Origin of the sequence: Massilia violaceinigra, from assembly GCF_002752675.1 — a bacterium.
Lineage (GTDB): Bacteria > Pseudomonadota > Gammaproteobacteria > Burkholderiales > Burkholderiaceae_D > Telluria_A > Telluria_A violaceinigra.
The window spans coordinates 7,349,023-7,372,798 of the sequence record NZ_CP024608.1; the positions used below are offsets into that span (position 1 = coordinate 7,349,023).

Sequence of the window (23,776 nt, forward strand, 5' to 3'; positions counted from 1 at the left end):
GAGTGTCATGAAAGTGTAGCAAATTGTCCGCGCTGGTCTGCAACTGGCTTTTTTCGTAGTAGCTCTTATACAATGGGCGGCTAGGAGAAAACTCATGTTTCGTGTAATGCTGGTGGAAGACGATGCGCGCCTGGCGCAACTGGTCACGGAGTACCTGAGCGGATACGAGTTCACGGTCGACCTGGTCACGCGCGGCGACGCCGCGCTCGAACGCTTCAAGGCGCTCACCCCGGATGTGGTCATTCTCGACCTGATGCTGCCCGGCCTGGACGGCATGGTGGTGTGCCGCCAGATCCGCGAACTGAGCGAAACCCCCATCCTGATCCTGACCGCGCGCGAAGATTCCTACGACGAAGTGTCGGTGCTGGAACAGGGCGCGGACGATTTCGTCAACAAGCCGGTGCAGCCGCGCGTGCTGCTGGCGCGCCTGCGCGCCCTGCTGCGGCGCGCCCAGGGCAAACCGGGCAGCGACCCGGCGGCGCTCGAATTCGGCGCCCTGTCGATCATCGCCAGCGACCGCATTGTCACCTGGCGCGGCGAGCAGTGCCTGCTCAGCAATACCGAATACAAGCTGCTGCTGGTGCTGGCCGAATCGGCCGGGCGGGTGCTCTCGCGCGATGCTTTGCTGAAAAAAATGCGCGGCATCGAGTTCGACGGGCTGGACCGCAGCATCGATAACTGCATTTCCAAGCTGCGGCGCAAGTTCGACGACGTCGATTCCGAGAAGATCAAGACCGTGTGGGGCGAAGGCTATCTGTTTTCGCCCTCGGCCTGGGCTTGATGCGCAAGGGGACGCCGCCAGCGCGTCCCGCCTTTTCCGGCTAGCGGTAGTACGACAGCTGTTCCACGAACTCGACCGGCTCGTCCGAGCGCTCCACCACCGCCGCCGCCCAGGCATTGGTGATCGCCGCCGGTGCCGGGCCCATGCTGTAACGTCCCATCGTTTTTTCGACCGTGGTCACGCGCAGCTTGCCGCCGATGCGCTCGACATCGCTTACCGCCAGCTTGTACGCCTCCACCGGCCGGGCGCCGGTCGTGGCGAACAGCACCATGTGCTTGCCGAAGTCCACGTCCGGTGGCGGTGTTACGCCGTCATGCCGTTTCCACAAGGCGGCCCAGCCCTGCGCATCCTTGATCACCAGCTGCGTGCGCTCGTGCATCTGCGACTTGCGGGCGCCCTCGATCGGCTTGAACGCCACCCGGAGCGGCGCCACTTTGTCAAACGTCACGCTGGCGTAGCTGCGGTCGACCATTACGATCTGCATGGGCGTGGTGACGATCTGCGGGCAGGCGATACCGGGCGGGCCGCTGCGATGTTCGTACTCGGCGACCAGCTTGTCGCCGCTGACCCGCACCGCGCGGATGCCGAATTCACCGCAACTGCCGCCGCGGCTGCCGGCGAACACGGCGATGGCCATCTCGTTTTCAAAATGCACCACCGGCCGCGCGGCCGGACTGGCGCCGCCGTTGGTGTGCTCGGCCCACACGGCGGCCAGGGTGGCGGCGTCGCGGATCACGAGGTGGCGCGGCTCCTTGATACCGGACGCGTTGTCCTGCGCCAGCGGAGTCAATGCCAGCCTGCTGCCATCCATGGGCAGAAAGAAGATTTCTTCTGTTTTGGTCCCTGCGGGAAGTAACTTCGGACTCGTCTGCATCCCCCACAGTTTCTCGAACAGGCCGGTGAGCATGGGATCGGCACAACTTTCCTTGCCGCCAAGCCGTCCATAATAACTGGTGCACAGCCTGACATCGGGCGTGGAACCGAACAGCACCTCGCGATCCGTATTGACATCACAACTGCCGTTCTGGCCCGCAAAAACGTATTTGTGGTCGACCACGAACAGGCGATTGTAGTACTGGCCGCAGGTACTTTGACGGGCACGCTGCACGAATGGCGTGATGAAGACGCCGGAGGCACTGGGGTCCGGCTCGGCGACGCCTGGGACTGTGACGGACGCCGGCTCCGGCGTCGGGTTTGGGATCGGGTCTGGCGTTGGCGTTGGCGTTGGCGTCGGGACCACCGGGTCGGCCGCTTTGACCGGGACCGGATCGCTGCCGCCCCCGCAAGCCGTCAGCAGCAGCGCGCCGGCCAGAGGAATGGCGAGGTACAGGCTAGTTCTTTGGGTCATCGGAATCTTTCGGCGATGCCGGGCGCACTGACAAACTGCACCAGCAAAATATTGTTTGGATTTAAATATTGTCTAAATTCATATTAACCGTTCCGCAGCCTGACGTCCATGCCGCGCGGCTGGGACGGTAACACCGGAGGCGGCGGCGCCAACACGGCGCTTGACTTTGAACGGCAACGGCACAATAGTTGATGCGGAATGCTGGCGCGCTCGCGATACCGTCGCGCGGCGTTCGCCCCCACTCCGGATGACTTAGGGCAGCCATGAAAATCCTTGTTTACGCGATAAGCCTGATGTGCGCCGCCTGGTTGACGAAGGCGCGCTCCGAAACGTTCAAGGTCGGCTTCTACAATTACCCCCCCATGATGATCGAAAGCGGGCGGACGGGCATTTACCAGGAACTCCTGGACGAACTGGGCAAGATTACCGGCCATCGCTTTCAGATAGAGTACTTTCCCTACGCACGGCTCGCCAAACGGTTCGACCTGGGGCAGGTCGACGTCGAACCCGGCGTGTTCCCCGGCTGGGTAAAGCAGCAAAAAGTTCCCGGCGTCTTTTCAGTGCCGTTTGGCAAGGTGATCGACATACTCGTGTTTGGTCCGGGCAAACATTTCAAAGTGAACACGCCGAACGATTTGACTGGCAGAACAATTGGATTGGTACGGGGTTACAGCTATCCGGAGTTGCGCGAGCTGTTCGACAGCGGTGCCGTGCATCGCTCCGACGCCGTGAGCGAGACGCAGCTCATGGCCATGCTCGCTGCCGGGCGGATGGACCAGATCCTGATCAACAAGGCGGTCGCACAATACAGCATTCTCCAGACGCCCAAGTACAGTGAGTTCGTCGTCGGTGACGTCCTGGGGTCGTATGATGTCTCGATACGCGTCCATCCCAGCAAGAAAGCCTTGCTGCCGAAACTGGACGAAGCCATCCTCATCATGAAACGCTCGGGGGCCATCACCAGAATCTACGGCAAATACGGCGTGAGTCTCTGAGTCGCGCCGCCGTGGCGCTTGCCTCCGCCCGCATATCGACCGATGTACAAGGGGGATCGAACACCCGCCCCCGCTTGACCTATTCCAGCAGCGGCGCGATCGCCAGCGGCGCGCTCTGCGTGACCAGCTGCCCCTTGTCGGCATGCTCGCCGAAACGGTAATTGACGACCCGGAAGCCATCGTTGTTGTCGTCGCCGAAGCTGGCCCCTTCGGCCACCGGCAGCAGGGCCAAGTCGCCGCTGCCGTTACGCAGCCTGACCACCGGGTCCGCCCCCTTGCGCAGGTAGCTCAGGCGCACGCCGCTGCAACGGCGTGTGCGCGCCGAGGAATCCACATGGCGCAGGTACGTAAGCGCTTGCTCGCAGGCGGCGCGCAGGTCGCTCGTTTCGTACACGCCGTCGGAACGCACCACGATCGATACGCGCGGGCGGAACACGTACTGGGCGGCGTTGCGAGTGAGCATCAGCGTGGCGTTGTCGTCATACGCCGCCTTGAGCAGCGGAAAGACGGTGCGGCCGGTCGGATCGAGCGGCAGGTTCAGGCTGCTTGCCTTGCTAAGCAGACTCAACTGCAGACCATCGGTCAGCACGCCCTTCTCTTTCAACATGACCTGGAAATGATTCTGCAAGAAATTCTTGGGCCTGCCGTATTTTTCAAACACCACCATCGCGCGGTAGGCATCGCGATAACTGAGCCATTCGCCGCCGGCTTCACTGGCCGTCGTGCCGCCTGCCGTAAACAGCAAGGCAAGCATGGCGGAAACGTGGCGGACAAATGACATGATCAGAATCGGTAAGCGAGTCCAGTGGACACGGTGAAATTATTGGGGCGCTCGACCAGCGGGCTGCGCCGCGCATCGCCCTGCAGGCGCGCGGCGCGCACCGCGCTGCCGAGCATCCAGGATGGCGACAGCGCCCAGTTCCAGCGCGCCGCCACGGCCACATCCTTGAGGCCGCCTCCGGGCGCATATGCGTCATTGCCGCTGCGTAGGCTTTCAGCCTCGGTCACGCCGAAATAGCTGCGGTTGTAGCTGCCGTTGACCAGCGTCAGGTCGGCCGACAGCAACACGGTGTGGTGGGGCGCGATGGTCCGCGCCACGTGCTGCATGCCCACGGTCCAGGTGGCGCCATGGCGGTCGCGTCCCGATCCTGCCAGCAAGTTATTGGTAATGCGCAAGGATGGCGTCAGATAATAATGGAAAAACGCCCCGCCCTGCAGGCGCGCACCAATCGCATCGGTGCCGCCGAGACGATTGCCGCCGCGCTTTTGCGCGGACGGCTCTGCGGGCTGCACCGCGGATGGCCGTATCGGCCCGGTCTTCGGATCGGTCGTGCTCAGCGGCGGCACCGACTCGCCCACGAAGCCGGCCATGGGCGCCCCGACCCACTCGCTGTCGCTGCCGGATTGGCTGCGGCGCGGCTGCAGTGCGACCAGGGGGCCATATTCGAGCACCGGATTGGTCGACAGGTGCATCCCTGCGCTCATGCCCGAGATAAACACGCCATTGCTCCATTCGACCTGAAGCAGCGGCAAGGCTGTCACGCGCCGCTGCGCCGCGCCCTGGTAGCGCGGCGCCGAGACGGCGCCCAGCCCGACATACATGTCGCGGCTGCCGTCCGGCATCGGATTGGTGGCAGGGGTCTGGGCCCAGGCGGCAGGCCAGACGCCGGCCAGGACAAGGGCAAAAAGGGTTCTCATGAATATCGCCGAAAAGATGATCAGCCGCCATTTTACGGCCTGCCGTCAACATCGCCGAAATCGCTGAGTTTTCGTCAAGACCGCACGCGCCTCGACTGCACGCTGCGGCGTCCCACGATACGCGGATGGCGGGCGCCTTCATGCGGCCCGCTGCATCGCCATCATGCTGTTGCTGCGAATAAAAAAAGCCCACGACACCGGAGAGCATCGAGGGCGAACGGAAAACCCGATACGCATAGCTTAGGCGCTTCGTGCGTTCCTTTCCGCCTCGAAATGTCTGGCAATTGTCGTAAATGTGTATTCGACATCACCGCACCGTTGAGCACGCTATTCGATCAGCGGCGCGATGGCCAGCGGCGCACTGCTGGTGATGAGCTGGCGCGGCTCGCCGCCACGGCTGAATCGATAATTGACGATGCGAAATCCAGCCGGGCCATCGTCGGGAAACGCGCGGCCCTCGGTTACCGGCAGCGTCACCGCGTCGGCCGCGCCGCTGCGCACCCGCACCGGGGGCGTGGTGAGCGCGTTCGGGTAGACGAAGCGCACGCCCACGCAGGCGCGCGCGCGCGCGCTGGCATCGGTGTAGCGCAAGTAGCCCAGCGCCTGGGCGCAGGCGGCGCGCAACTCGGCGCTGTCGTACAGGCCGTTGGCACGCGGCATGATCGACACGCGCGCGCGAAAACCGACCGGCCCGCTACTGCCGCTCACCAGCAAGGGCGCGTTCTCGTTGTAGGCCGCTGTGCTGAGCGGAAATACCGTGCGCCCGGTGGGGTCGAGCGCGAGATACTGGTCGCCGTCGCGGGTGTGCAAGATCAGCCGCAGGTCCGGCGCCGCGGCGCCCTGCTGCCCCGTTACCAGCTGCAACTGGTTTTGCAGATAGCTCTTGGGCCCGCCATATTTCTGGAACGCCACCATCGCGCGGTAAGCGTCACGATAGCTGAGCCATTCCGACGCCGGCGCGTGCGCCGTGCTGGTGCCCGCCGAAAACAGCAGCGCGAGCAAGAGAGCGAGACGGCGTGGGGCGTTCATCATCAAAACCGGTAAGCGAGCGCGGTGGATACGGCAAAGCCGTTGGCACGCTCCACCAACGGACTCTTTTGCGCAGCGCCCAGCACGCGGGTCGCTTGCACGTTGTTAATCAGCAGCCACGAGGGCGACAGGGCCCAGTGCCAGCGCAGGCCCGCGCTCGCGCCGTTCAGGCCGCCGCCGGGCGCATACGCAGGGTTGCCGCTGCGCAGGGATTCAGCAGGGCTGACGCCGAAAAAGCTTGTGTTGTAGTGGCGGTTGACCACGCTCACGCCAGCCGACAGCGACACGCTGTGGTGCGGCGAAAACTGCTGCGCCACGTGCTGGATGCCGAGATTCCACAGCACGCCGTTGGCGTCCCGGCCGCCACCGTACAGCACGCTATTGGTCAGGCGCAGGCTGGGGCTGAGATAGACGTTAACGAAGCCGCCCGCCTGCAGGCGCGCGCCGACCACATCCATGCCGGACAGGCGGTTGGGGCCGGCGTTGCGCGCGGTCTTGTCGGGCTGGCCCGGCGTGATGGGCTGGCCCGGGGTGTCGACGACGGGCGCCAGCGGCGAACCGCCGTCGGTCATGGAGGTCAGCGAGGCGCCGCCGAGCGCGGCCCCGTTGCCCGATTCGCTGCGCCGTGCCTGGACCGACAGCAGCGGCCCGAATTCGAGCGATGGCTGGTCCGACAGGTGCACGCCGGCATTCATACCGGAAATAAATACGCCATTGCTCCACTCGCCCTGCAGCACCGGCACGGCCATGCGGCGCGGCCGGCGCGCGCCTTCGTACGCCGGCGACGACACGAAGCCGAGCCCGACATACATGTCGCGGCTGCCGTCCGGCATCGGATTGACGGACGGGGTGCGGGCGGTGGCGCTGGCGCACGCCGCGCCCAGCACAAAGGTCAACAGTATTTTCATACATCGGGGTCCGGGCCCGGCAGCGCTTGCGCGCCACCAGGGAAACGGAAAACTGCCTTATCGGTGCCGCGATTGGGTCGAAAACTCGACCGTGTCATTCGAGCGCGGCAGCTTGACCAGATGCCCGGGGTTCGAAATCGCCGCCGGACACGCAAGGCCGCTATCGGGCTTGAGCGACCAGTTCACGCTGGACACGTGAATCTTGCCGCTCTCGCGGTAGACGCTCTGGATTTCCGTGGTTTCGCACCCGGTCGGGCCACCCTGGCCGAATACCGCGACCACCATTTCCTTGCTGAAATCGACAACCGGCAGGGTGCCGCCGCTGTGCGACTGGTTCCATACGGTGGCGAAGGTGGTGGCATCCTTGATCACGATATTGCGCGGTGTCGGCATGTGCGAGTAGGGGCCGCGCCACAGGTCGGTGAAATCGATGTTCTGCGTCTTCACCTGCACGAAGTCGACCACGGCGTCCACGCGCGGGACCGTGATCATCTGCATCGGATTGGCGACCACGGCGATGCACATGACGCCGGGATCGGGCGCCCTGTGCTCGGTGCGGATCACCAGATGGCCGTCGCTGGCATTGGCGCGCACCACGCCGAAGCTGCCGCAGGCCGAGCCGTTGCCGCCGAATACGGCGATCACCATTTCAGTCTTGAAATTGACTTTCGGCGCCGGCGGCGGCGGGATGCGGATCCGGCTGTGCTCGGCCCACAGGGCGTCGAGCGCCGCCTGGTCGCGCACCACGACATTGCGGGCCTCGGACACGCCGGAGAAGGTATCGCTGGCGATGGTCTTGAAATCCACGCTGAGTCCATTTGCAGGCAGGAACTTGATCTCTTCGACAACGTGGGCGGCGCCCAGGCCGAAACCTTCTTCGTTCGTCTTGTCGACAATCGTGTTAAACATGGGCAGCATTTTTTCGTCGCTGCATTCCTTTTTCGGACCGGCGATGGTATCACTCAGGCTGCATACTTTCGCGTCCGGCGTCGTGCCGAACAGTTCGAGGCTGTAGCGTTTGTCGGCGCAGTCGCCCGACTGGTTCCACAGCACATATTTTTTGTCGATGAGGAACAGGCGGTTGGTCACGCTGGCGCACGAAGCTTGCTGGGCGCGCGCGACGAACGGGGTCATCACGGTGACCGGATCGGGCGTGGGCGTGGGCGTCGGCGTCGGCGTCGGCGTGGGCGTAGGCGTTGGCGTAGGCGTTGGCGTTGGCGTGGGCGTGGGCGTGGGCGTCGGGGTTGGGGTTGGGGTTGGGGTTGGGGTTGGCGTCGGGGTCGGGGTCGGGGTCGGCACGACGATGTCCGGCTGCGTCTTCGGAGGTACGGGCGTGCTGCCGCCGCTGTCGCCGCCGCCGCAACCGGCAAGCGCGACAGCGCCAGCCAGCGGGAGGCAGGAAAGTGCGCGAATCAAAACAGACATGGCAAATCCTTTCATAAGGGAAGCGATACCTGCCGTCGCGCAAGCGCGGCGGGCAGACCTGGAATTCGAGTAAAGCCATGATATAGACAATCGCGCGGCACTTCCGCCATGAACTGTCCCCTATTTGTCACTTATTTGTAATACCCCGATGCGCGCCACTCTTATACAATGCTGCGCAAGGAGAAGCGATGTCTATGGCAACAGTTATTGAACACCGTTGTGGCGGGATACACGCGTGAACCGGATCTTCTTCCGCTTCTTCGTGCTGGTCATGCTGTCGATCACGATCGCGACCTTTGCCATCTACTTTGCCACCAGCCGCCTGTTCGGCGATCCGCTGGACGATATCGCGCGGCGCCAGGCGGCCGCCCAGATTTTCCTGCTTGAACAATACATCGACAAAGCCCCGGCCGACGATTGGCTGGTACGGCTCAACAAGGTGCGCGAAGTGACGGACGTCAAGCTCGACCTGGTGCCGCTGACCAGCGCGCGTGCCTCGCTGCCGGTCCAGCAGCACGGCGCGCTCGACCGTGGCGAACTGGTGCTCGACACCGCCAACAAAGCCTTTTACCGCCGCGTCGACCTGCATGGCGAAAGCTATGTCGGCAGCGCCGAGGAAGTCATCCACGCCCATCAGCTGCCCATCGACATCGGTCTGGCGCTGGAAATGGAAGCGGTGCGCTACGTGATCGTGGCGCTGTTCCTGCTGGTGCCGATCGCCCTGTGGTCGCGCTCGCACTGGCTGGGACTGCAGGAACTCTCGCGCGTGGCCGACGAGGTCGGCGCCGGCCGGCTGGCGGCGCGCGCCAGCTTCAAGCCGGGCGCCATCATCTATCCGCTGGCCGAGCGGCTCAACCACATGGCCGGGCGCATCGAAGGCTTGCTCGACGCGCAGAAAAACCTGCTCCATTCCGTTTCGCACGAACTGCGCACCCCGATCGCGCGCCTGGAATTCGCGCTGGAACTGCTCAGGTCGGCAGCGGACGATCCGGCGCTGGAACAGCGCATCGTGGCGATGGAAGGCGATGTCGCCGAGCTGAACGGGCTGGTGAATGAACTGCTGGGCATGATCCGGCTCGACAGCCGCCAGGCGCTGCAGCAAGCCAGCTTCGAGCTGGCGCCGGCGCTGCTGGGCTGCGTGGACGCGCTCGACCCGCTGGCGGCCCAGCCCCAGGTCCGGCTCGACAGTGCGCTGGGCAGCATGACCGGCGACCGCCGCCTGCTGCTGCGCGCGGTGGGCAACCTGCTCAGGAATGCGCAGAAATACGGCAACGGCCAGATTGCGCTCTCGGCGCGGCGCGCGGACGGGGTGGAAATCGTGGTGGAAGATGACGGGCCCGGCATTCCGGAGGCGGAACGGGGCAAGGTATTCGAACCGTTTTACCGGATCGACCGCAGCCGCGACCGCAGTACCGGCGGCTTCGGGCTGGGATTATCGATTGCGCAAAAGGCCGTGGCGCTGCATGGCGGCACGATTGCGGTGGAACAGTCGGCGATGGGCGGCGCGCGCTTCGTGATTGCGTTGCCGGCCTGAGCACCGTCGTTTCCAGCGCTTGCCTAAAAGCCGTCTTTCCCGCGCAGTGAAGTGACCCAAGAAAGTTGGACGGTGTTTTGATTAAATCAAAGCGAATGCTGGGTTCGGTATTGCACCGGGCTCAGTCCGTTCAGCTTCATCTTGATACGGCAGTGATTATAGTAGTCAATGTACTCGGCCAGACCTTTTTTCAACTCGTCGACGCTACTAAATTTGTTCAGGTGGTAATACTCCGTCTTCAGCACTGCGAAGAAGCTCTCCATGGCTGCGTTGTCGAGGCAGTTGCCTTTGCGAGACATGCTCTGCACGATGCCTTTCTGCGCCAGCATGTGCTGGTAGGCCGGCATGCGATACTGCCATCCCTGATCTGAATGGACGATCGGTTTATCGTCGGCACGCAACTTCCGGAAGGCTTTTTTGAGCATGCCTGTCACCAGTCCGAGTACCGGACGCGTGTCCATTTCATACGCTACAATTTCCCCGTTGAACAGGTCCATCACGGGTGATAGATACACTTTCTGACCAGCGACTTTCATCTCGGTGACGTCGGTTGCCCACTTCTGATTCACCCCCTCTGCGTTGAAATCGCGCAGCAAGATGTTCGGCGCAGTCTTGCCCACTTCCCCCTTGTACGACTTGTATTTCTTGATGCGTACCAGCGATGTCAGCTTCATTGCCTGCATGCAGCGCTGGACGGTATTGGCGCATGCGCGATGGCCTGCCTTGCGCAGCACGTCAGCGATACGCCGATAGCCCATACGCCCCTTGTGTGCCTGATAGGTCGTCTCGATACCCTGCTTCAAGTGCGCATGCTTGTCGCCGTCTTGCGCAACCTTCTTTTGATAGTAAAACGTACTACGTTTCAGACCGGTAAGCGCAAGCAACTGCGCAATGGGAAATTGCAGCCTTAACTCGTGGACTATGTGCGCTTTTTGCGCATTGCCGCAGCCTGTTCGGCCGCTTGAGCTAAGGCTCTCCGCTTTTTTAGAACGGCGACCTCCATCCGTAACTGGTTCAGTTCCACCAGCAACTCTTCACGGCTACGTGTGGCATCACTATGCACGCTGGCAGGTGCAACTTGCTTGGGTAAATCAGCCATGCGCTTGGGTCTTCCTCTGGGTTTGCGGATCAGTGGCACTATACCGCCATCACGAAAATCGCGCTCCCAAACCCCGACGTAGCCCTGCGCGCGAATATTGAACCTGGCCGCCGTTTCCACATACGATAATTTGTTCGCCCACATGTACCGCAAAACCTCAAGCTTCTCATCGGCGCTGTACTGAACAGACTTCCTCGGTTCAAGGCCAGCTTTGCCGTGATAGCGGTGGAACAGTACCCAACGGCGTACTTGGCCGTAGCTAACGTTGTTGATGCGGCCTACTTCCTTATAGCCCATCAAGCCACGTACATATTGCTTAGCGATTTTTAGCTTGAATGCCGTCGTATGCTTCGTCATCGACTTCCCCCAAAAAGTAGAAACGGTGTCCAACTTTTTTGGGTCAGTTCACAGGCGGGAATCCAAGTTCGCTCCGAAGCCATTAGCTAAATTACGAACTTGGGGAGAACGGATGCGTTCCCGCCGACTGCCGTCTTGGCGCGGAAAGCCGTTCCTGGCGTCGCCAGAAATGACGGGGTTACTTCTCCGCCGGCTTCAGATGCGTAATCCCGTACCAGAGGTGTTCCCACCAGTGCGGACGCGAGCTGACCACCTGCAGGCAGCGCATGTCGACCTCGCCCTTGAACACGGGATCGGCGCACTGCTTGGTGATCAGCGCATGACGCTGGTTCTCGGCATTGATGATCGCAATCGAGAACCACACCACGATACTGCACAGCACGACCACCAGGCTCCATGCCAACTGGTTAATCCAGTTGCGCTCGAATAAATCTTCTTCCACGGGGCGCGAACCGTCGTAGATCTTGATGATTTTTTCTTCAGGCGTGCTCATTTTCCGGCAGGTTTGGCAGGTGCTTTGGCTGGCGCGGCGGCAGGGCCCGCCTTTTCTTTCTGGGCCTTGGCCACCAGCGCATCGAGGGTTTGCCCGATCGCCGGGTATTGCGTGGCGTTGCTCAGACCCGGATTGGCGTCGCCGATGAGCGATGGCGAGGTCATGAGACGGCCATCGATCACGATGCTGGGCGCACTGTCGACCTTATAGTTCTGGATCAGTTGCGGTGCGCTTTTCAGCTTGGTCAGCACGCCGAACGAATTCCAGTATTCCATGAACTTGGCCTGGTCGATGCCCTGCTTCGGAATCCACTCGAGAATGGTGGCGTCCTTGTTCAGGCGAACGCGCTCGACGTGGAAGGCACGCAGCACTTTCGGATGCATTTCTTCGCCCTTGCCCATCGCTTCGAGCGTCAGGTGCAAATGCGCTTCCGGATCGTTGTTGCTGGAAGCGAAGTGCACGCGCCGGAACAGGATATTGTCACCCTGCTTTTTGACCCAGTCGGCCAGGTGCGGTTCGAACGCATTGCAAGCCGGGCAGTGGTACATGAAAAACTCGATGACTTCGATTTTCTTACCGACCGACTTGGTCGGCTGCGGACTTGCCAGCGTGACAAACTCGGCGCCCTCTTTCGGGTCAAGGGGCGAAGCGAACGCCGTGCTGGCGGCCAGACTGGCCACGGCCAGAGCAATACGCAGGAAACGCATAAATATCCTTCATGTTAAGTTGAGACGACGATCGCGAGATTACCACTTTTTGCGGCAGGTCTCAGTCCAGGGACCCGCATTTTACATTGCGTTGCATATGCGTTAACGCTACAGGCACCGTCAGCTCCGTAGTCAGCGTGTAAACGCAGGCCTACCTGCGGCGTTGACGCGCCAGTTCAAGTTTTTCGCACAGGATGGCGGCACCGTCGGGCAGGCGCGGTCCGGCCCGGGTCAGCAATTCGCCATCCAGGGTGAACAGATTGCCCTTTTGCACCGCCAGCAGGGTTGTATACGGCGCCCAGATCGCCAAACCCTGTTCCGAGGCGTCGTAGGGCGTGCTGCCGACGATCGCCTCCGGATTGGCCTGCAACACCGCCTCGACGCCGACCGAAGGCGCCTTGACCGCCAGCGCGGCGAAAATATTCTCGCCGCCGCACAGGCGAATCGCATCGCTGGCGACATGCTGGCCATTGAGGGTGTACAGCGGCTTTTCCCACACCTGGTAAAACACCTTGACCGGCGGCCGCTTGCTGTAGCGCGCCTCCAGCGCCGCGATGCGGGCGCGGAACGACGCGGCCGCTGCCTGCGCCACCGTCCCGGTACCGAGCAGCTGGCCGAAACGCAGCATGCTGCCGGCCACCTGGTCCATCCGCGCCGGCTCGCTGTAAAACATCGGAATGCCGAGCTGGCGCAGCTGCTCCAATTGGCGCGCCGTATTCCCGCTCTGCCAGACCACCAGCAGGTCGGGTTTCAGCGCCAGCACCCGTTCCATGTCGATCTGGCTGTTGTCGCCGACAAGGGGAATGGTTCGGGCGGCCGGCGGATAGTCGCTGTAGCTCATCGCCCCGACGATGCGCGCGCCGCCACCGGCCGCGAACAGCAGCTCGGTGACGTGCGGCGCCATCGACACGACGCGCTGCGCCGGCGCGGCCAGCACCACGCGCCGGCCGGCGTCGTCCACCACCGTGATGGCGGCGCCGGCCAGACCGGCCCACAGGGCCAGCACGGCGAAGACGAGGCGCTGGCGCATCAGAAGTCGTAGCGCGCCGAGACCTTGACCTGGCGCCCGTCGCTCGGATAAATGCCGCTGTTGCAGCCGTAGGCATTGCTGGTGTAGCGCTTGTCGGCCAGGTTCAGGCCCGCCACCGCGAATTCCCAGGCGCCGACCTGGAGCGCGTAACGCGCATCGAACGTGGTGCTTGATGCCATGCGCACGCCGCAGGTGTTGGCGAAGTCGGCGCCAAAACGCTGGCTGCCGGCCCATTGAGCGCCGATGTCGGCGCTGTGGCCATTGCCCGGCACCCAGGCCAGGCGCGCCGAGACCACGTTCTTCGGTACCAGCACCATTTCGCGCCCGGCGTTCGGGCCGCCGGTGAAGCGGGCCAGCACGTGCTGCCAGTTGCCGCTCACGCGCCAGTCGCGCGCGATGCGGGCGTGGACATCGAGCTCCACGCCTTTGCGCTCGGTCGGGTCGAGGTTGGTGTTGGCGCCGTAGCCGCCGTTCACGGTCGGGTCGTAGAAAATCTCGTTGCGCAGCTGATGGCGGAACACGCGCCCGTTCGCGCCCATGGCCGCATCGCCGTAAGCGACGCCCAGTTCCAGGTCGCGCGAGGTTTGCGGCGCCAGCACGGCGGAGGAGGAACGGTAGCCGTTCTCGTCGACGTTGGCCACGCGGTAGCTGCGCCCGGCCTTGGCGTACAGGTTTACCATCGGCATGACGTTGGCGCTGCCCTGCACTTCCCAGGCGTTGAGGGTGGTCTTGCTGGCATACGGTGCGGCGTAGGCGCGCTCGTCGGTGGCATCCTTCTCGAAGCGTTCGCGGCGCGCGCCGACAGCCACGCGGGCTTTGTGCGCACCGCCGAACTTGAGTTCATCGCGCACGTACAGTGCCCGCGATTTCTGCGTGGCGTCGGCGTTCGAGTAGTCCGACTCGGTCACGCGCGACCACGTGACAAGGTCCACGCCAGCCACCAGCTCATTGAGCATGCCGCCCATTTGCGCAAGGTGGCGCAGGCGCGGCGAGAACTGGGTCTGGGCGCTGTCGTAGGTCGACTTCGAGGCTGCGCGCACGCCCTCGAAGGTGTAGAAATAGGTGGAACGGACGGTGCGCTCGCGGCGCGACAGTTCGGCGGCCAGGTCGACGCTGCCGACGCGCTGCTCCACGAACGCGGTCACGCGGTCCGAATCGAGCGAGCCCACATCGTCGGGCGTGCTGGCCTGGCGCGGATTGTCGCGGAACTGCTGCATGCTCAGGGCACCCGGCAGGTCCGATTCCTGGCGCGCGCGGTCGTAGCGCAGGCCGGCGCGGCCGCCCTGGTACGCCCACTGGGCGCCGCCGCTGAAGGTATCGAGCTCGAAGCTGTTATGGTCGCGGTAATTGTCGGTGCGCTGGCTGCCGACCGAGGCGTCGAGCGCGAACCCGTTCCACGACTGGGCCACGGCGGCGCGCAGGTCGCGCAGGTTGAACTGGCCGGCTTCGGCGCGCAGCATGCCGCGCCGGCCATTGGCCTCGGGACGGCGCGTGACGATGTGGATCACGCCGCCGGTGGCGCCTTCGCCATACAGCACGCTGGCGCCGCCGCGGATGATTTCGATGCGCTCGACAGTCTCGATCGGGATCGACGACAGGGTCGCATTGCTCAATTCACTTTCGGACATGCGCACGCCGTCCAGCGTGACCACCATGTTCTGGCTGCTGTTGGTGCCGAAGCCGCGCAGGTCGAGGCTGAAATCGGGCGAGCCGTCCAAGCTCTGGCGGCCGTACACGCCGCCGATCTGGCGGATGGCCTGGTTGACGTCGGCCGCGCCGGCGCGGCGGATGTCGTCGGCGCTGATGACGGTCGCGCCGATCGGGGCCAGCGCCGGGTCGCTGGCAAAGCGGGCGCCGGTCACGGTCACGGCGGGCAGGGTCTGGGCCTGGGCTTGGCCATCGGCGGCCAGCGCGGTGCTGGACATGAAACACAGGGACAGGGCGGAAACCAGCGCGAGCGGCCTGGCGGAGAGCGCGCGGCGCGGCGATACTGCAGAAATCATGATGTCGTCTTCAGAAAATAGAGTCCTGGCTTGCGTCCCCGCAAGCCGGATTGCACGGACAGAGGCGCGCTGCGCGGCATCGTGTCCACCTGTTTTGGCCGGTATCCGGGCTTGCAAGGCGTCAGGAACGACGGCTTGCAGTACCGTTGCGGGGGCAGCACACTGCGTGTTTCCCGTTTAACTGCCGGCGTGAAGTCGCGGGCGGGCACCAAAACTGCGCCATTATAATCGGAGTCGCCATCCGGACCGCGGCCCGGCGGGCGTTGTGGCATGCTGTGCGGCTGGCCGGCTGCCCACCAGTATGGCCCATTACCAATCGAAGCGCCCGATGGCGCAGGAGAATGCATGCAAGCGCGTACCCGAACCATGGCCCAGAGGGCGCTCCTGCTGGCGGCAGCGGCCATCGCCGGGGCCGAGCTGATGGCGCAGGCCGACATCACCATCACGCCGATTCCGGAACCGGTGACCGACGTCGGCATCGGCTTCGCCATGCCCTCGGCCAGCGCGGTGAGCGTGCCGAGCGCCCCGCACGCGTGGGGCGGTCCGCGCAGCGGCAGCGAAGCGACCCTGTCGGACCGCGTGGTCGACTACCGGATCGAAGCGACGCTCGACCCGATTGCGCACACGGTCGACGGCAAGCAGAAACTCACCTGGCGCAACCGCAGCAAGGAGACCGTGCGCAGCGTCTACCTGCACCTGTACATGAACGCCTTCAAAAACGCCGGCAGCACCTTCTTCACCGAGCAGCGCGCATCCGGCTACAACGCCACCATCGCCCCCGGCGAATGGGGCCATATCACCCTGCGCAGCGTGACCCAGGGCGGCGCCAGGGTGGACTGGTCATTCGTCCATCCCGACAACGGCCCCGCCACCGACGAGACGGTGGTGCGCTTCGACCTGCCGGCGCCGGTGGCGCCCGGAGCTTCCACCAGCTTCGACATCGCTTTCCTGACCCAGTTGCCGCGCGTGGTGGCCAGCACCGGCCATGTCGGCAGCTTTCACCTGGTGGGCCAGTGGTTCCCCAAGATCGGGGTGCTGGAGCTGCCGGGCGAACGCGGTGCCACCAGGGCGCGCTGGAACGTGCATGAATATCACCACGAGACCGAGTTCTACGCCGACTTCGGCCGCTTCGATGTCAAGCTCACCGCGCCCAAGACCTACACCGTGGGCGCCACCGGCGAACTGCAGGGGCCACCGGTGGAACGGGGCGGCATGCTCACGCACCACTACGTGCAGGGCGACGTCCACGATTTCGCCTGGACCGCCGACAATCGCACGGCGCCGCCCCTGCGCGGTACCTGGAGCGCGCCGGGCAGCCCGCAGGTTGCGCTGTCGGTACTGTTCCCGCCCGACCGCGCGGCCAGCGCCGCGCCGGCGCTGAAAGCTGCCACCGAGGCGCTGACCTATTATTCGACAACGCTCGGACCGTATCCGTACAAGACGCTGACCATCGTGATCCCGCCGCTGAACGCCGACAACGCCGGCGCCATGGAGTACCCGACCTTCATCACCGTCAACGGTTACGACAAGGTGGTGCCGCGCACGGCCACCGCCTTCGACATTGATCTCGTCACGATCCACGAAGTCGGCCACAGTTACTTCCACGGCATCCTGGCGTCGAACGAGACTGAAGAACCGATGCTCGACGAAGGCTTGAACGAATTCTGGAACCATCGCATGCTGCGCGACACCGGCAAGGACGCGTATCTTGGACCGCCGCTGCTCGCGGCACTGGGCATCGCGCCGGGGTTCAAGGGCTTCGACGTCGAGCGTTATGACACCGTGCCCGCCGAACCGGCGGAACCGCTCGGACAGAACGCCCACATGCGCAAGCAGGGCATTGGCCCGGTGTACGTGCGCAGCGCCACCGTGCTGCGCGACCTGGAGGCACGCATCGGCAAGGAGGCAACCGGGCGCGCCTTCAAGGAATACTACCGGCGCTGGAAGTTCCGTCATCCGAGCATCGCCGATCTGCGCGAGACGCTGGCCGAGGTGAGCGGCCAGCGCGCCGCCGTCCACGCCGCGTTCGCGCAGCAGGTGTACGGCACGGCCAGCGTGGACGACCGCATTGCGCACTTCGCGAGCGAGGCGGAGGCGTCGGCCAAGGCCGGCGGCGCGGGCGCGTGGCGCACCAGCGTCACCCTGGAGCGGCGCGGGGCGCCGGTCGCGCAGACCGTGGTGGTCAAATTCGCCGACGGCGGCAGCGAAACCGTGGTGTGGGACGACCAGCAGCGCACGCGCACCTTCAGCTGGGTCAAGCCGGTCAAGGCGGTATCGGCCGAACTCGACCCGAGCCGCCTGCACTACCTCGACGCCAGCAAGCTCGATGACAGCCGCACGCTGGAACCGGACCGCAGCGCCGCGCGCCGCTGGGCCGGCGACCTGGCGGCGATGTTCAGCATCCTCTTTTCCCTGATTGCGACCGTGTGATGATCTCCTCCCCTGCCTTTTCGATTGCAGCGGCGGCGCGCGCGGCGCTGCAATGGCGCCTGCTGCTGCTGTGGGCCTTGTGGATGCTGGTGCCGACGCTGATCATGGCGCTGCCGGCGTGGCATCTGCTGTCGTCGAACCTCGATTATTCGGTGCACGCGGCGGCGCTGGCGCGCGCGCTCGACATGACCGCCGTCAGCGATCTGCTGGACGTGCACGGGCGCCATCAGGCGGTATTCACCCAGGCCGGCAGCATCGCGCTGGGCGTCACGCTGCTCATTTCGCCGCTGTTGTCCGGCATGGTGGCGACGGCCGCGCGCGCGCCGCAGGCACCCGGCTTTTCGGCCCTCACGCGCGGCGGCATGGCGTACTATGCGCCCATGCTGCGCATGCTGGCGTGGGGCGCGGTGCCGCTCGGCGCGGCCTTCATGGCCGGCTCAAGGGCGGTCGATGCCGCATCCGCCTACGCCGGCAAGGTCGTCACGACCGGCGAGGCCGCGCTGCCGATGATGCTGGCGCAGGCGCTCATGGTGCTGCTCATCGGGCTGGTGACCGTTTCGCTCGACGCCGGCCGCGCTTTCCTGACGCACGACCAGCGCCAACGCTCCGCTCTTGCGGCGTGGTGGTCGGGCTGCAAGCTGCTGGCGCGCCACCCGCTGGCCGCGCTGGGCACGTACGTCGTCATCAGCCTCGTCGGCCTCGGCCTGGCCGGCCTGTTGTCGCTGCTGCGCGCGAACACGGCGGGCGTCGATGTCCTGGGGTTTACGGGTGCCCTGCTGCTCACGCAGGCGGCCGTGGTCACCATCGGCTGGATGCGCAGCGCGCGCCTGTTTGCGCTGATCGGCCTGGTGCGCGCCCGCGCGACTTGATAAAGAGCGCGCGCGCCCCTATATTGAATAGATAAACCACCGATTGGAGCGCCGCCATGAACCATCGCCTGCCGACCTATTTCGTCTCCCACGGGGGCGGGCCGTGGCCGTTCATGAAGGAGCAGTACGGCGAGACCTACGACGTGCTGGAAGCGTCGCTGGTGGACATCCGGCGCCAGATCGGCGACGTCAAGCCGGCCGCGGTGCTGGTCATTTCCGGTCACTGGGAAGAAAAGGAGCTGATGCTGTCGTCCGGCGCGCAGCCGCCGATGATTTACGATTACGGCGGCTTTCCGGCCCATACCTACCAGATCAAATACCCTGCGCCAGGCTCGCCGCAACTGACGCAACGCGCCGCCGCCCTGCTGACAGCGGCCGGCCACGCGGTGTCGCTCGATCCGCAGCGCGGCTTCGATCACGGGACGTTTTCGATGCTGTATCCGGTCTATCCGCAGGCCGATGTGCCGGTGGTGCAGCTGTCGCTCCTGCACGGCTTCGATCCGCTCACGCACGTGAAGATCGGGCGCGCGCTGGCGCCGCTGCGCGATGAAGGGGTGCTCATTATCGGCAGTGGCCTGAGCTACCATAACCTGCACCAGTTCGGGCCGGAAGGCCGGCTCGCCTCGCACCAGTTCGACGACTGGCTGCAGATGGTGCTCAAGCTGCCGCCGTCGGAGCGCACCACCGCCCTGCTGCACTGGGGCCAGGCGCCGTATGCGCGCAACGCCCACCCGCGCGAAGAGCATCTGCTGCCGCTGATGGTGGCGCTGGGCGCGGCCGAATCGGAGGATGCGGCCTGCGTGTATCACGAAGATGAATTTTTCGGCCACCTGGCCGTGTCGAGTTTTCGCTTCGGGGAACCGGTGGCGCCGTAACAGCGCCACCGGTTCGACCAAGCCTCGTCAGAACTGGTTGCTGTCCTTGACCACCAAACCGCCCTGGGGCTCGGGCAGCGATTGCATCAGGGTGGCGCCACCAAGACCGGTGATGCGAACCTGCATCGGGCCTGCGGCAATCGGGTTCGGATAAACGAAGTAATTGTACTCTTCGCGCTTGACGGCGATCCAGTTGGCGCTGCCGTTCGGCCGGATCTCGAGTTTCGTGATCGGCAGGCGGTGATTGAGCACCTGGATGCCCTGCCAGTAGATCGTGCTGCCTTCCTTGAAACGATAGCTGACTGTACCCGTCGTGTCGCCGGCCACCACATACCAGCTGATCGGCACCCTGCCGGCCGACTTCTCGGCCACCTTGACGAAAGCCTGCTCGCTCAGGTCAACGTCACCCGGTTTGCACTCCGGGCAGCGGTCGGTGATCCGCACCGTGACCTTGCCTTTGGGACCGGTGACGACGATGTACTCGCCGCACGCCCCGCTGTTGGCGTAATCCGTCTGGTTCATTGCGGCGACCATCAGGTTGCCGGGACTGGCGTCGTAGCTGCAGTTGCCCTCGCCCGTTGCGCCGTAAAAGGTGCCTTCGCCCTTGTAGACTGGCGAGAGCGCGCCTGTCGGCGTAGGCGTAGGTGTCGGTGTAGGCGTAGGCGTCGGTGTCGGTGTCGGAGTCGGTGTCGGTGTCGGTGTCGGTGTTGGTGTCGGAGTAGGCGTCGGTGTTGGAGTAGGCGTCGGCGTGACGGCATCCGTCGCGCAAAAGCCGATCGACTCAATCGATGACTTGCCCTGGATGATCTTGTTCCAATCGAGCCCGCCGCTGAACACGATGGCGCCGCCGGACTGCTTGCCGACCGCGTTCCACAGCGATGTCACGGTGCCCCGTACCGGGAGCGAACCGCTCCACTGGACCGCCTCCGCATTCGGATTGGACACCTTGACGATGGCACAGTAACCGCCCGCCCACGGATTGTTGACGACGTATGTCAGCGACACCGGCAATGCCGCCTGTGCTGAGGTGGCAAACAGGCCGGCGACGATGGTTTGACAGATGACGGTGGAACGCAGCGTGAATCGCATTCGGACTCCATTTCGGTTGAAGTAATCGGTTCGCGCCAGAGCAGGCGCAGGCAGGCGACGAATTCATCAACCGGGAGTCCGGGGGTTCGGATATCCGTTCAGTCAACCATCGGCCGCCGCTGAAATCGTTTGCACGACCCATGCATTAGGCTTCATAGTTGAACAAAAGTCAATGCAATGCTGCCGCTTCACCGATTCTGCAAGGTGTCAAAGCGCGCAAACAGGTCGTCCAGGATATCGTCCTGGTCCATTTTGGGGCCATCGACGGGGCGGATTCCCGGCGTCATGAAGCTGAACATTTTATGTTTCCCGACCATGCTGATGTTGCCGCCCACCGTGGTGAGGCAGAACGCCCGCCGCAAGCTCCGTCCGGCCTGTTTTACCGCCATGTCCGGCCTGACGTGAAAGACGATATTGAGAAAACTGCCGAAAATGTTGGGCAATGGATTAATGAAGGTGATTTTTTCCATGTCCGAAAATGCCACGAACAAACCGTCGGCAAAGCTGACGCCCTCGTCGCTCACCGTCATCGTTGCGGACTTGCCATTCATGGCAAATTGAAGAACTCCCATCACGGCCACCCACCCGCCCAGCACGAGTCCCGCGATGGCAAAACCCGTCTTGCCTTCCCTGACTGCCGCCACGGCGAGCGCCAGGACGATCGCACTGGTCGGAATACACGCCCACGCAATTCGTTTGCCTTCGGTATAGGTGATCGGTGGACGCGGTACATTCATGGAGGACTCCGGACAGATGAACAGCAAGCATACCATGTTGACGAATACACAATACCCGCCGGACATGATTTCCGTTCACCTGGAGATGGCGCCGGTCAGCGCAACCGTGGCGCGACCGGGCCGGATAGAGCTGTGCGAGGATCAGGTGCCGCGCTTGCCGCGCGCCGAATTAGCCGCTTTTTCGGCGGCAATCGCTGCCGCCTTGGCTGCCTTGGCAGCCATCTCGGCCTCGTGCTGGGCCAGGCGCACGGCGCGCGTTTCCGGCGTTTCGAGGCTGATGCGACCGAGCGCGCCGGTGCGGTAATCCTGCAGGAAGATGTGCGAGGCCTTTTCGAAATCGAGGTCGCCGCCCTTCTGGCGGTAGCCGCGCCGCGCCGCCACGCCTTCGACCACGGCGATGCCGTCCATGCCCTCGGTCTTGAAGCCATAGCGCGCCGTGAGCAGCGCCGGATAGCGCGCCAGCAGTTCGTCGGCCAGGAACACGGCTACTTCATCTTCGATCAGCGCATTCGAGCCGATGGCGTGGCTGGCGGCCAGCATCAGGCCATCGCTGGCCAGCGCGATTTTCGGCCACAGCATGCCGGGGGTATCGACCAGGATGATGTTCTTGCCGAGGTAAAGCTTCTGCTGCATCTTGGTGACGGCCGGCTCGTCGCCCACCTTCGCCACTTTTTTCTTGAGCAGCGCGTTCATCAGCGTCGATTTGCCGACGTTGGGAATCCCCATGATCATGATGCGCAGCGGCTTGGTCGGCACGCCGCGGTGCGGCGCCAGCGACTGGCACAGGTCCGGGATCTTGGCGACGTCGCCCGGCTTCTTGGTCGTCATCGCGTAGGCGGTCACGCCTTCCTGCGCGTTGTAGTAGGCGCTCCAGGCGGCGGTGGCGGCCGGATCGGCCAGGTCGACCTTGTTGAGGATCTTGAGGCAGGGGCGCTGGCGGAACAGGCGCAGTTCCTCGACCATCGGGTTGCAGCTCGCCTCGGGCAGGCGCGCATCGAGCACCTCGATCACCAGATCGGTGTTCTCCATCTGTTCGGCCGCCTTCTTGCGGGCGGCGTTCATGTGGCCCGGGTACCATTGTATCGACATGCTGTGCTTTCGGAATTCTCGTTTAAGGCGCTATTTTACCGGGGCGCGCCCCGCGCGCAGCAAATTCAGCGAATGCAGGCGCTGGCCGGCGCCGGGGCGCCCGGGTCGGCCTGGGCCAGCGCGCCACGCGCCAGGGCCACATCCTTGCCGAATTCCTCCAGGTGGCGCGTGCGCGTGTCGCTTTGCCATTCGGCGTCCGAGAAGTCCTTGAGCGCGTGCGGCTTGCCGGTAAAGGCGCGCCCTTCCAGGCGCGGCATCATGAGCCGGTCCGGGTCGGTGTTTTCGCGCAGCAGATAGCCGTCCACGTCGCGCAAGGTCAATGGCAGCGCCGGCGCCTGGTCGCGCAGCAGCTTGCCGAACACGGTGAGTTTCACTTCCGTCTGGCCCGCGCCCAGCATGTCGTTGAAGGTGGCCAGCGCGAACGGCTTGCCGGCGGCGTCGTCGACCCGCCCGCTGACCACGTAGCGCCCGGCCTGGCGCACGTCGGCCTTGAGGTAGTACACCAGCGAGCCGTCTTCGATCACTTCGCGGATCTGGCCGGTCCAGGTGGCCGGCACCTCGGGACTGTAGATGACATCGAACAGCGCCAGGCCGGCGCGCCCGTTCACGCTGAAGCGCACTTCGGCGCGGATGGTGCCGTGGAAGGCCGCCAGCCCGGTCTGGGCCGGCGCCAGGATGCCGCCAAAGGCGCCGTCGCCCGCTACCGAGTCGGCCATCTGGCCGTCGTCGGCAAACGCCAGCGGCAGCTGGGTGGTCGGGCGCGCGCCCTTGAAGGTGATGCCCTGCGCGAGCGCGCGCGTGATCACCAGCGGCTGCACCGCACCACGGCTGTCGAGCGCGCGCAGCGACAAGGCGACCGTTTCGCCGGCCACCATGAACACGCGCGATTGCGACGTCTGGATCTGCACCGACGGGTCGGCGCGTCCGCCCTCGCTGCGCATGGCGTGCGTTTCGGTGACCGGCTGGTTCGGATAAACCTGGTCGGGCTGCTCCGATATGGGACGCGAGACATCGGGATAGCGGGTCGCCGCGCGGTAGTCGCACAAGGTCTTGTCGGCCTGCGCCAGCTGCTCGCGCAGCTGCTGCAGACGCGCGCCGCGCCCGGACACTGGCGGCAGGAGCGCGCCTTGCGGCTCCGGAGCGAAAAAGGTGGCGGCGGTGCGGTCCGGGGCAGGCGGCGCGGCGCTGGCGGCGGTGCCCACCGGTGCGCCGGAGCGCCACGCCAGCAGGGCGAGCGTGGCGGCCACTGCAACAGCGGCAGCGGCAGCCACCCACCCTGC

General features: G+C 64.5%; 21 protein-coding genes and 1 riboswitch. Of the genes, 6 read left to right on the forward strand and 15 right to left on the reverse strand.

Going from position 1 to position 23,776, the window contains the following annotated elements; translation table 11 throughout:
* The first annotated feature begins 94 nt into the window (after positions 1–94).
* The gene (locus CR152_RS31750) at positions 95–781 is read left to right on the forward strand and encodes a response regulator (RefSeq protein ID WP_099881702.1); all 687 of its coding nucleotides are present in this window, start codon (positions 95–97) and stop codon (positions 779–781) included.
* A 40-nt stretch (positions 782–821) separates the two neighbouring features.
* On the opposite strand, the gene CR152_RS31755 is transcribed toward CR152_RS31750, so the two are convergent.
* Positions 822–2,129 carry a hypothetical protein gene (locus tag CR152_RS31755; protein WP_099881704.1) on the reverse strand — a complete coding sequence of 436 codons (1,308 nt, stop codon included), beginning with the start codon at positions 2,127–2,129 and terminating at the stop codon, positions 822–824.
* A gap of 263 nt (positions 2,130–2,392) precedes the next feature.
* On the opposite strand from CR152_RS31755, the gene CR152_RS31760 reads away from it, so the two are divergent.
* Positions 2,393–3,124 carry a substrate-binding periplasmic protein gene (locus CR152_RS31760; protein ID WP_099881706.1) on the forward strand — a complete coding sequence of 244 codons (732 nt, stop codon included), beginning with the start codon at positions 2,393–2,395 and terminating at the stop codon, positions 3,122–3,124.
* 79 nt (positions 3,125–3,203) lie between these two features.
* On the opposite strand, the gene CR152_RS31765 is transcribed toward CR152_RS31760, so the two are convergent.
* From CR152_RS31765 to CR152_RS33940, 5 genes are all read right to left on the reverse strand, one after another.
* Complete coding sequence (locus CR152_RS31765) at positions 3,204–3,905, reverse strand: hypothetical protein (RefSeq protein ID WP_229413748.1); 702 nt, start codon at positions 3,903–3,905, stop codon at positions 3,204–3,206.
* 2 nt (positions 3,906–3,907) lie between these two features.
* Positions 3,908–4,822 carry a MipA/OmpV family protein gene (locus CR152_RS31770; protein WP_099881708.1) on the reverse strand — a complete coding sequence of 305 codons (915 nt, stop codon included), beginning with the start codon at positions 4,820–4,822 and terminating at the stop codon, positions 3,908–3,910.
* A gap of 327 nt (positions 4,823–5,149) precedes the next feature.
* Entirely contained in the window at positions 5,150–5,854 is a 705-nt protein-coding gene (locus tag CR152_RS31775; RefSeq protein ID WP_229413749.1) for a hypothetical protein, read from the reverse strand.
* On the reverse strand, positions 5,854–6,759 hold the full coding sequence (locus CR152_RS31780) for a MipA/OmpV family protein (RefSeq protein ID WP_099881712.1): 906 nt from the start codon (positions 6,757–6,759) through the stop codon (positions 5,854–5,856). The genes CR152_RS31775 and CR152_RS31780 overlap by 1 nt, the downstream gene beginning before the upstream one ends.
* 57 nt (positions 6,760–6,816) lie before the next feature.
* Positions 6,817–8,184 carry a hypothetical protein gene (locus CR152_RS33940; RefSeq protein ID WP_208640234.1) on the reverse strand — a complete coding sequence of 456 codons (1,368 nt, stop codon included), beginning with the start codon at positions 8,182–8,184 and terminating at the stop codon, positions 6,817–6,819.
* Between the two features lie 235 nt (positions 8,185–8,419).
* Here CR152_RS33940 and CR152_RS31795 point away from each other — a divergent pair, with 235 nt between their 5' ends.
* A complete protein-coding gene (locus CR152_RS31795; protein ID WP_099881718.1) occupies positions 8,420–9,718 on the forward strand; it encodes an ATP-binding protein in 1,299 nt (432 codons plus the stop codon).
* Between the two features lie 86 nt (positions 9,719–9,804).
* Here the strand turns inward: CR152_RS31795 and CR152_RS31800 are convergent.
* The 5 genes from CR152_RS31800 to CR152_RS31820 all read right to left on the reverse strand — a co-directional run bounded on the left by CR152_RS31800 (position 9,805) and on the right by CR152_RS31820 (position 15,407).
* Positions 9,805–11,174 (reverse strand): IS3 family transposase gene (locus CR152_RS31800; protein WP_099881933.1). Its coding sequence is split into 2 segments (ribosomal slippage): positions 9,805–10,653 and positions 10,656–11,174, totalling 1,368 coding nucleotides; the frame shifts between segments, so codons are not numbered across the junction.
* A 178-nt stretch (positions 11,175–11,352) separates the two neighbouring features.
* Positions 11,353–11,667 carry a hypothetical protein gene (locus CR152_RS31805; protein WP_099881720.1) on the reverse strand — a complete coding sequence of 105 codons (315 nt, stop codon included), beginning with the start codon at positions 11,665–11,667 and terminating at the stop codon, positions 11,353–11,355.
* Positions 11,664–12,374: a thiol:disulfide interchange protein DsbA/DsbL gene (locus tag CR152_RS31810; RefSeq protein WP_099881722.1), complete on the reverse strand. Its 711-nt coding sequence runs from the start codon at positions 12,372–12,374 to the stop codon at positions 11,664–11,666. Before CR152_RS31810 ends, CR152_RS31805 begins: the two co-directional genes overlap by 4 nt.
* A 151-nt stretch (positions 12,375–12,525) precedes the next feature.
* The gene (locus CR152_RS31815; protein WP_099881724.1) at positions 12,526–13,404 is read right to left on the reverse strand and encodes a cobalamin-binding protein; all 879 of its coding nucleotides are present in this window, start codon (positions 13,402–13,404) and stop codon (positions 12,526–12,528) included.
* Positions 13,404–15,407, reverse strand: coding sequence for a TonB-dependent receptor family protein (locus CR152_RS31820; RefSeq protein WP_099881727.1), 2,004 nt, complete (start codon positions 15,405–15,407; stop codon positions 13,404–13,406). The genes CR152_RS31815 and CR152_RS31820 overlap by 1 nt, the downstream gene beginning before the upstream one ends.
* A gap of 79 nt (positions 15,408–15,486) precedes the next feature.
* A riboswitch (cobalamin riboswitch) is annotated at positions 15,487–15,635 on the reverse strand.
* 117 nt (positions 15,636–15,752) lie between these two features.
* Between CR152_RS31820 and CR152_RS31825 the strand changes: the two genes are divergently transcribed.
* Genes CR152_RS31825 through CR152_RS31835 form a run of 3 tightly spaced genes read left to right on the forward strand, consistent with a single transcriptional unit; the run spans position 15,753 to position 19,581 of the window.
* Positions 15,753–17,837, forward strand: a complete 2,085-nt coding sequence (locus CR152_RS31825) for a M1 family metallopeptidase (RefSeq protein WP_099881730.1) — start codon at positions 15,753–15,755, stop codon at positions 17,835–17,837.
* The gene (locus CR152_RS31830; protein WP_099881732.1) at positions 17,837–18,706 is read left to right on the forward strand and encodes a hypothetical protein; all 870 of its coding nucleotides are present in this window, start codon (positions 17,837–17,839) and stop codon (positions 18,704–18,706) included. Before CR152_RS31825 ends, CR152_RS31830 begins: the two co-directional genes overlap by 1 nt.
* 56 nt (positions 18,707–18,762) lie before the next feature.
* The gene (locus CR152_RS31835; RefSeq protein ID WP_099881734.1) at positions 18,763–19,581 is read left to right on the forward strand and encodes a DODA-type extradiol aromatic ring-opening family dioxygenase; all 819 of its coding nucleotides are present in this window, start codon (positions 18,763–18,765) and stop codon (positions 19,579–19,581) included.
* A 27-nt stretch (positions 19,582–19,608) separates the two neighbouring features.
* On the opposite strand, the gene CR152_RS31840 is transcribed toward CR152_RS31835, so the two are convergent.
* The 4 genes from CR152_RS31840 to CR152_RS31855 all read right to left on the reverse strand — a co-directional run bounded on the left by CR152_RS31840 (position 19,609) and on the right by CR152_RS31855 (position 23,767).
* A complete protein-coding gene (locus tag CR152_RS31840) occupies positions 19,609–20,670 on the reverse strand; it encodes an expansin EXLX1 family cellulose-binding protein (RefSeq protein WP_099881736.1) in 1,062 nt (353 codons plus the stop codon).
* 188 nt (positions 20,671–20,858) lie between these two features.
* Entirely contained in the window at positions 20,859–21,407 is a 549-nt protein-coding gene (locus CR152_RS31845) for a hypothetical protein (RefSeq protein ID WP_099881738.1), read from the reverse strand.
* 141 nt (positions 21,408–21,548) lie between these two features.
* A complete protein-coding gene (gene ylqF, locus CR152_RS31850) occupies positions 21,549–22,469 on the reverse strand; it encodes a ribosome biogenesis GTPase YlqF (protein WP_229413870.1) in 921 nt (306 codons plus the stop codon).
* 92 nt (positions 22,470–22,561) lie between these two features.
* On the reverse strand, positions 22,562–23,767 hold the full coding sequence (locus CR152_RS31855; RefSeq protein WP_157778865.1) for a choice-of-anchor X domain-containing protein: 1,206 nt from the start codon (positions 23,765–23,767) through the stop codon (positions 22,562–22,564).
* Between the last annotated feature and the right edge of the window lie 9 nt (positions 23,768–23,776).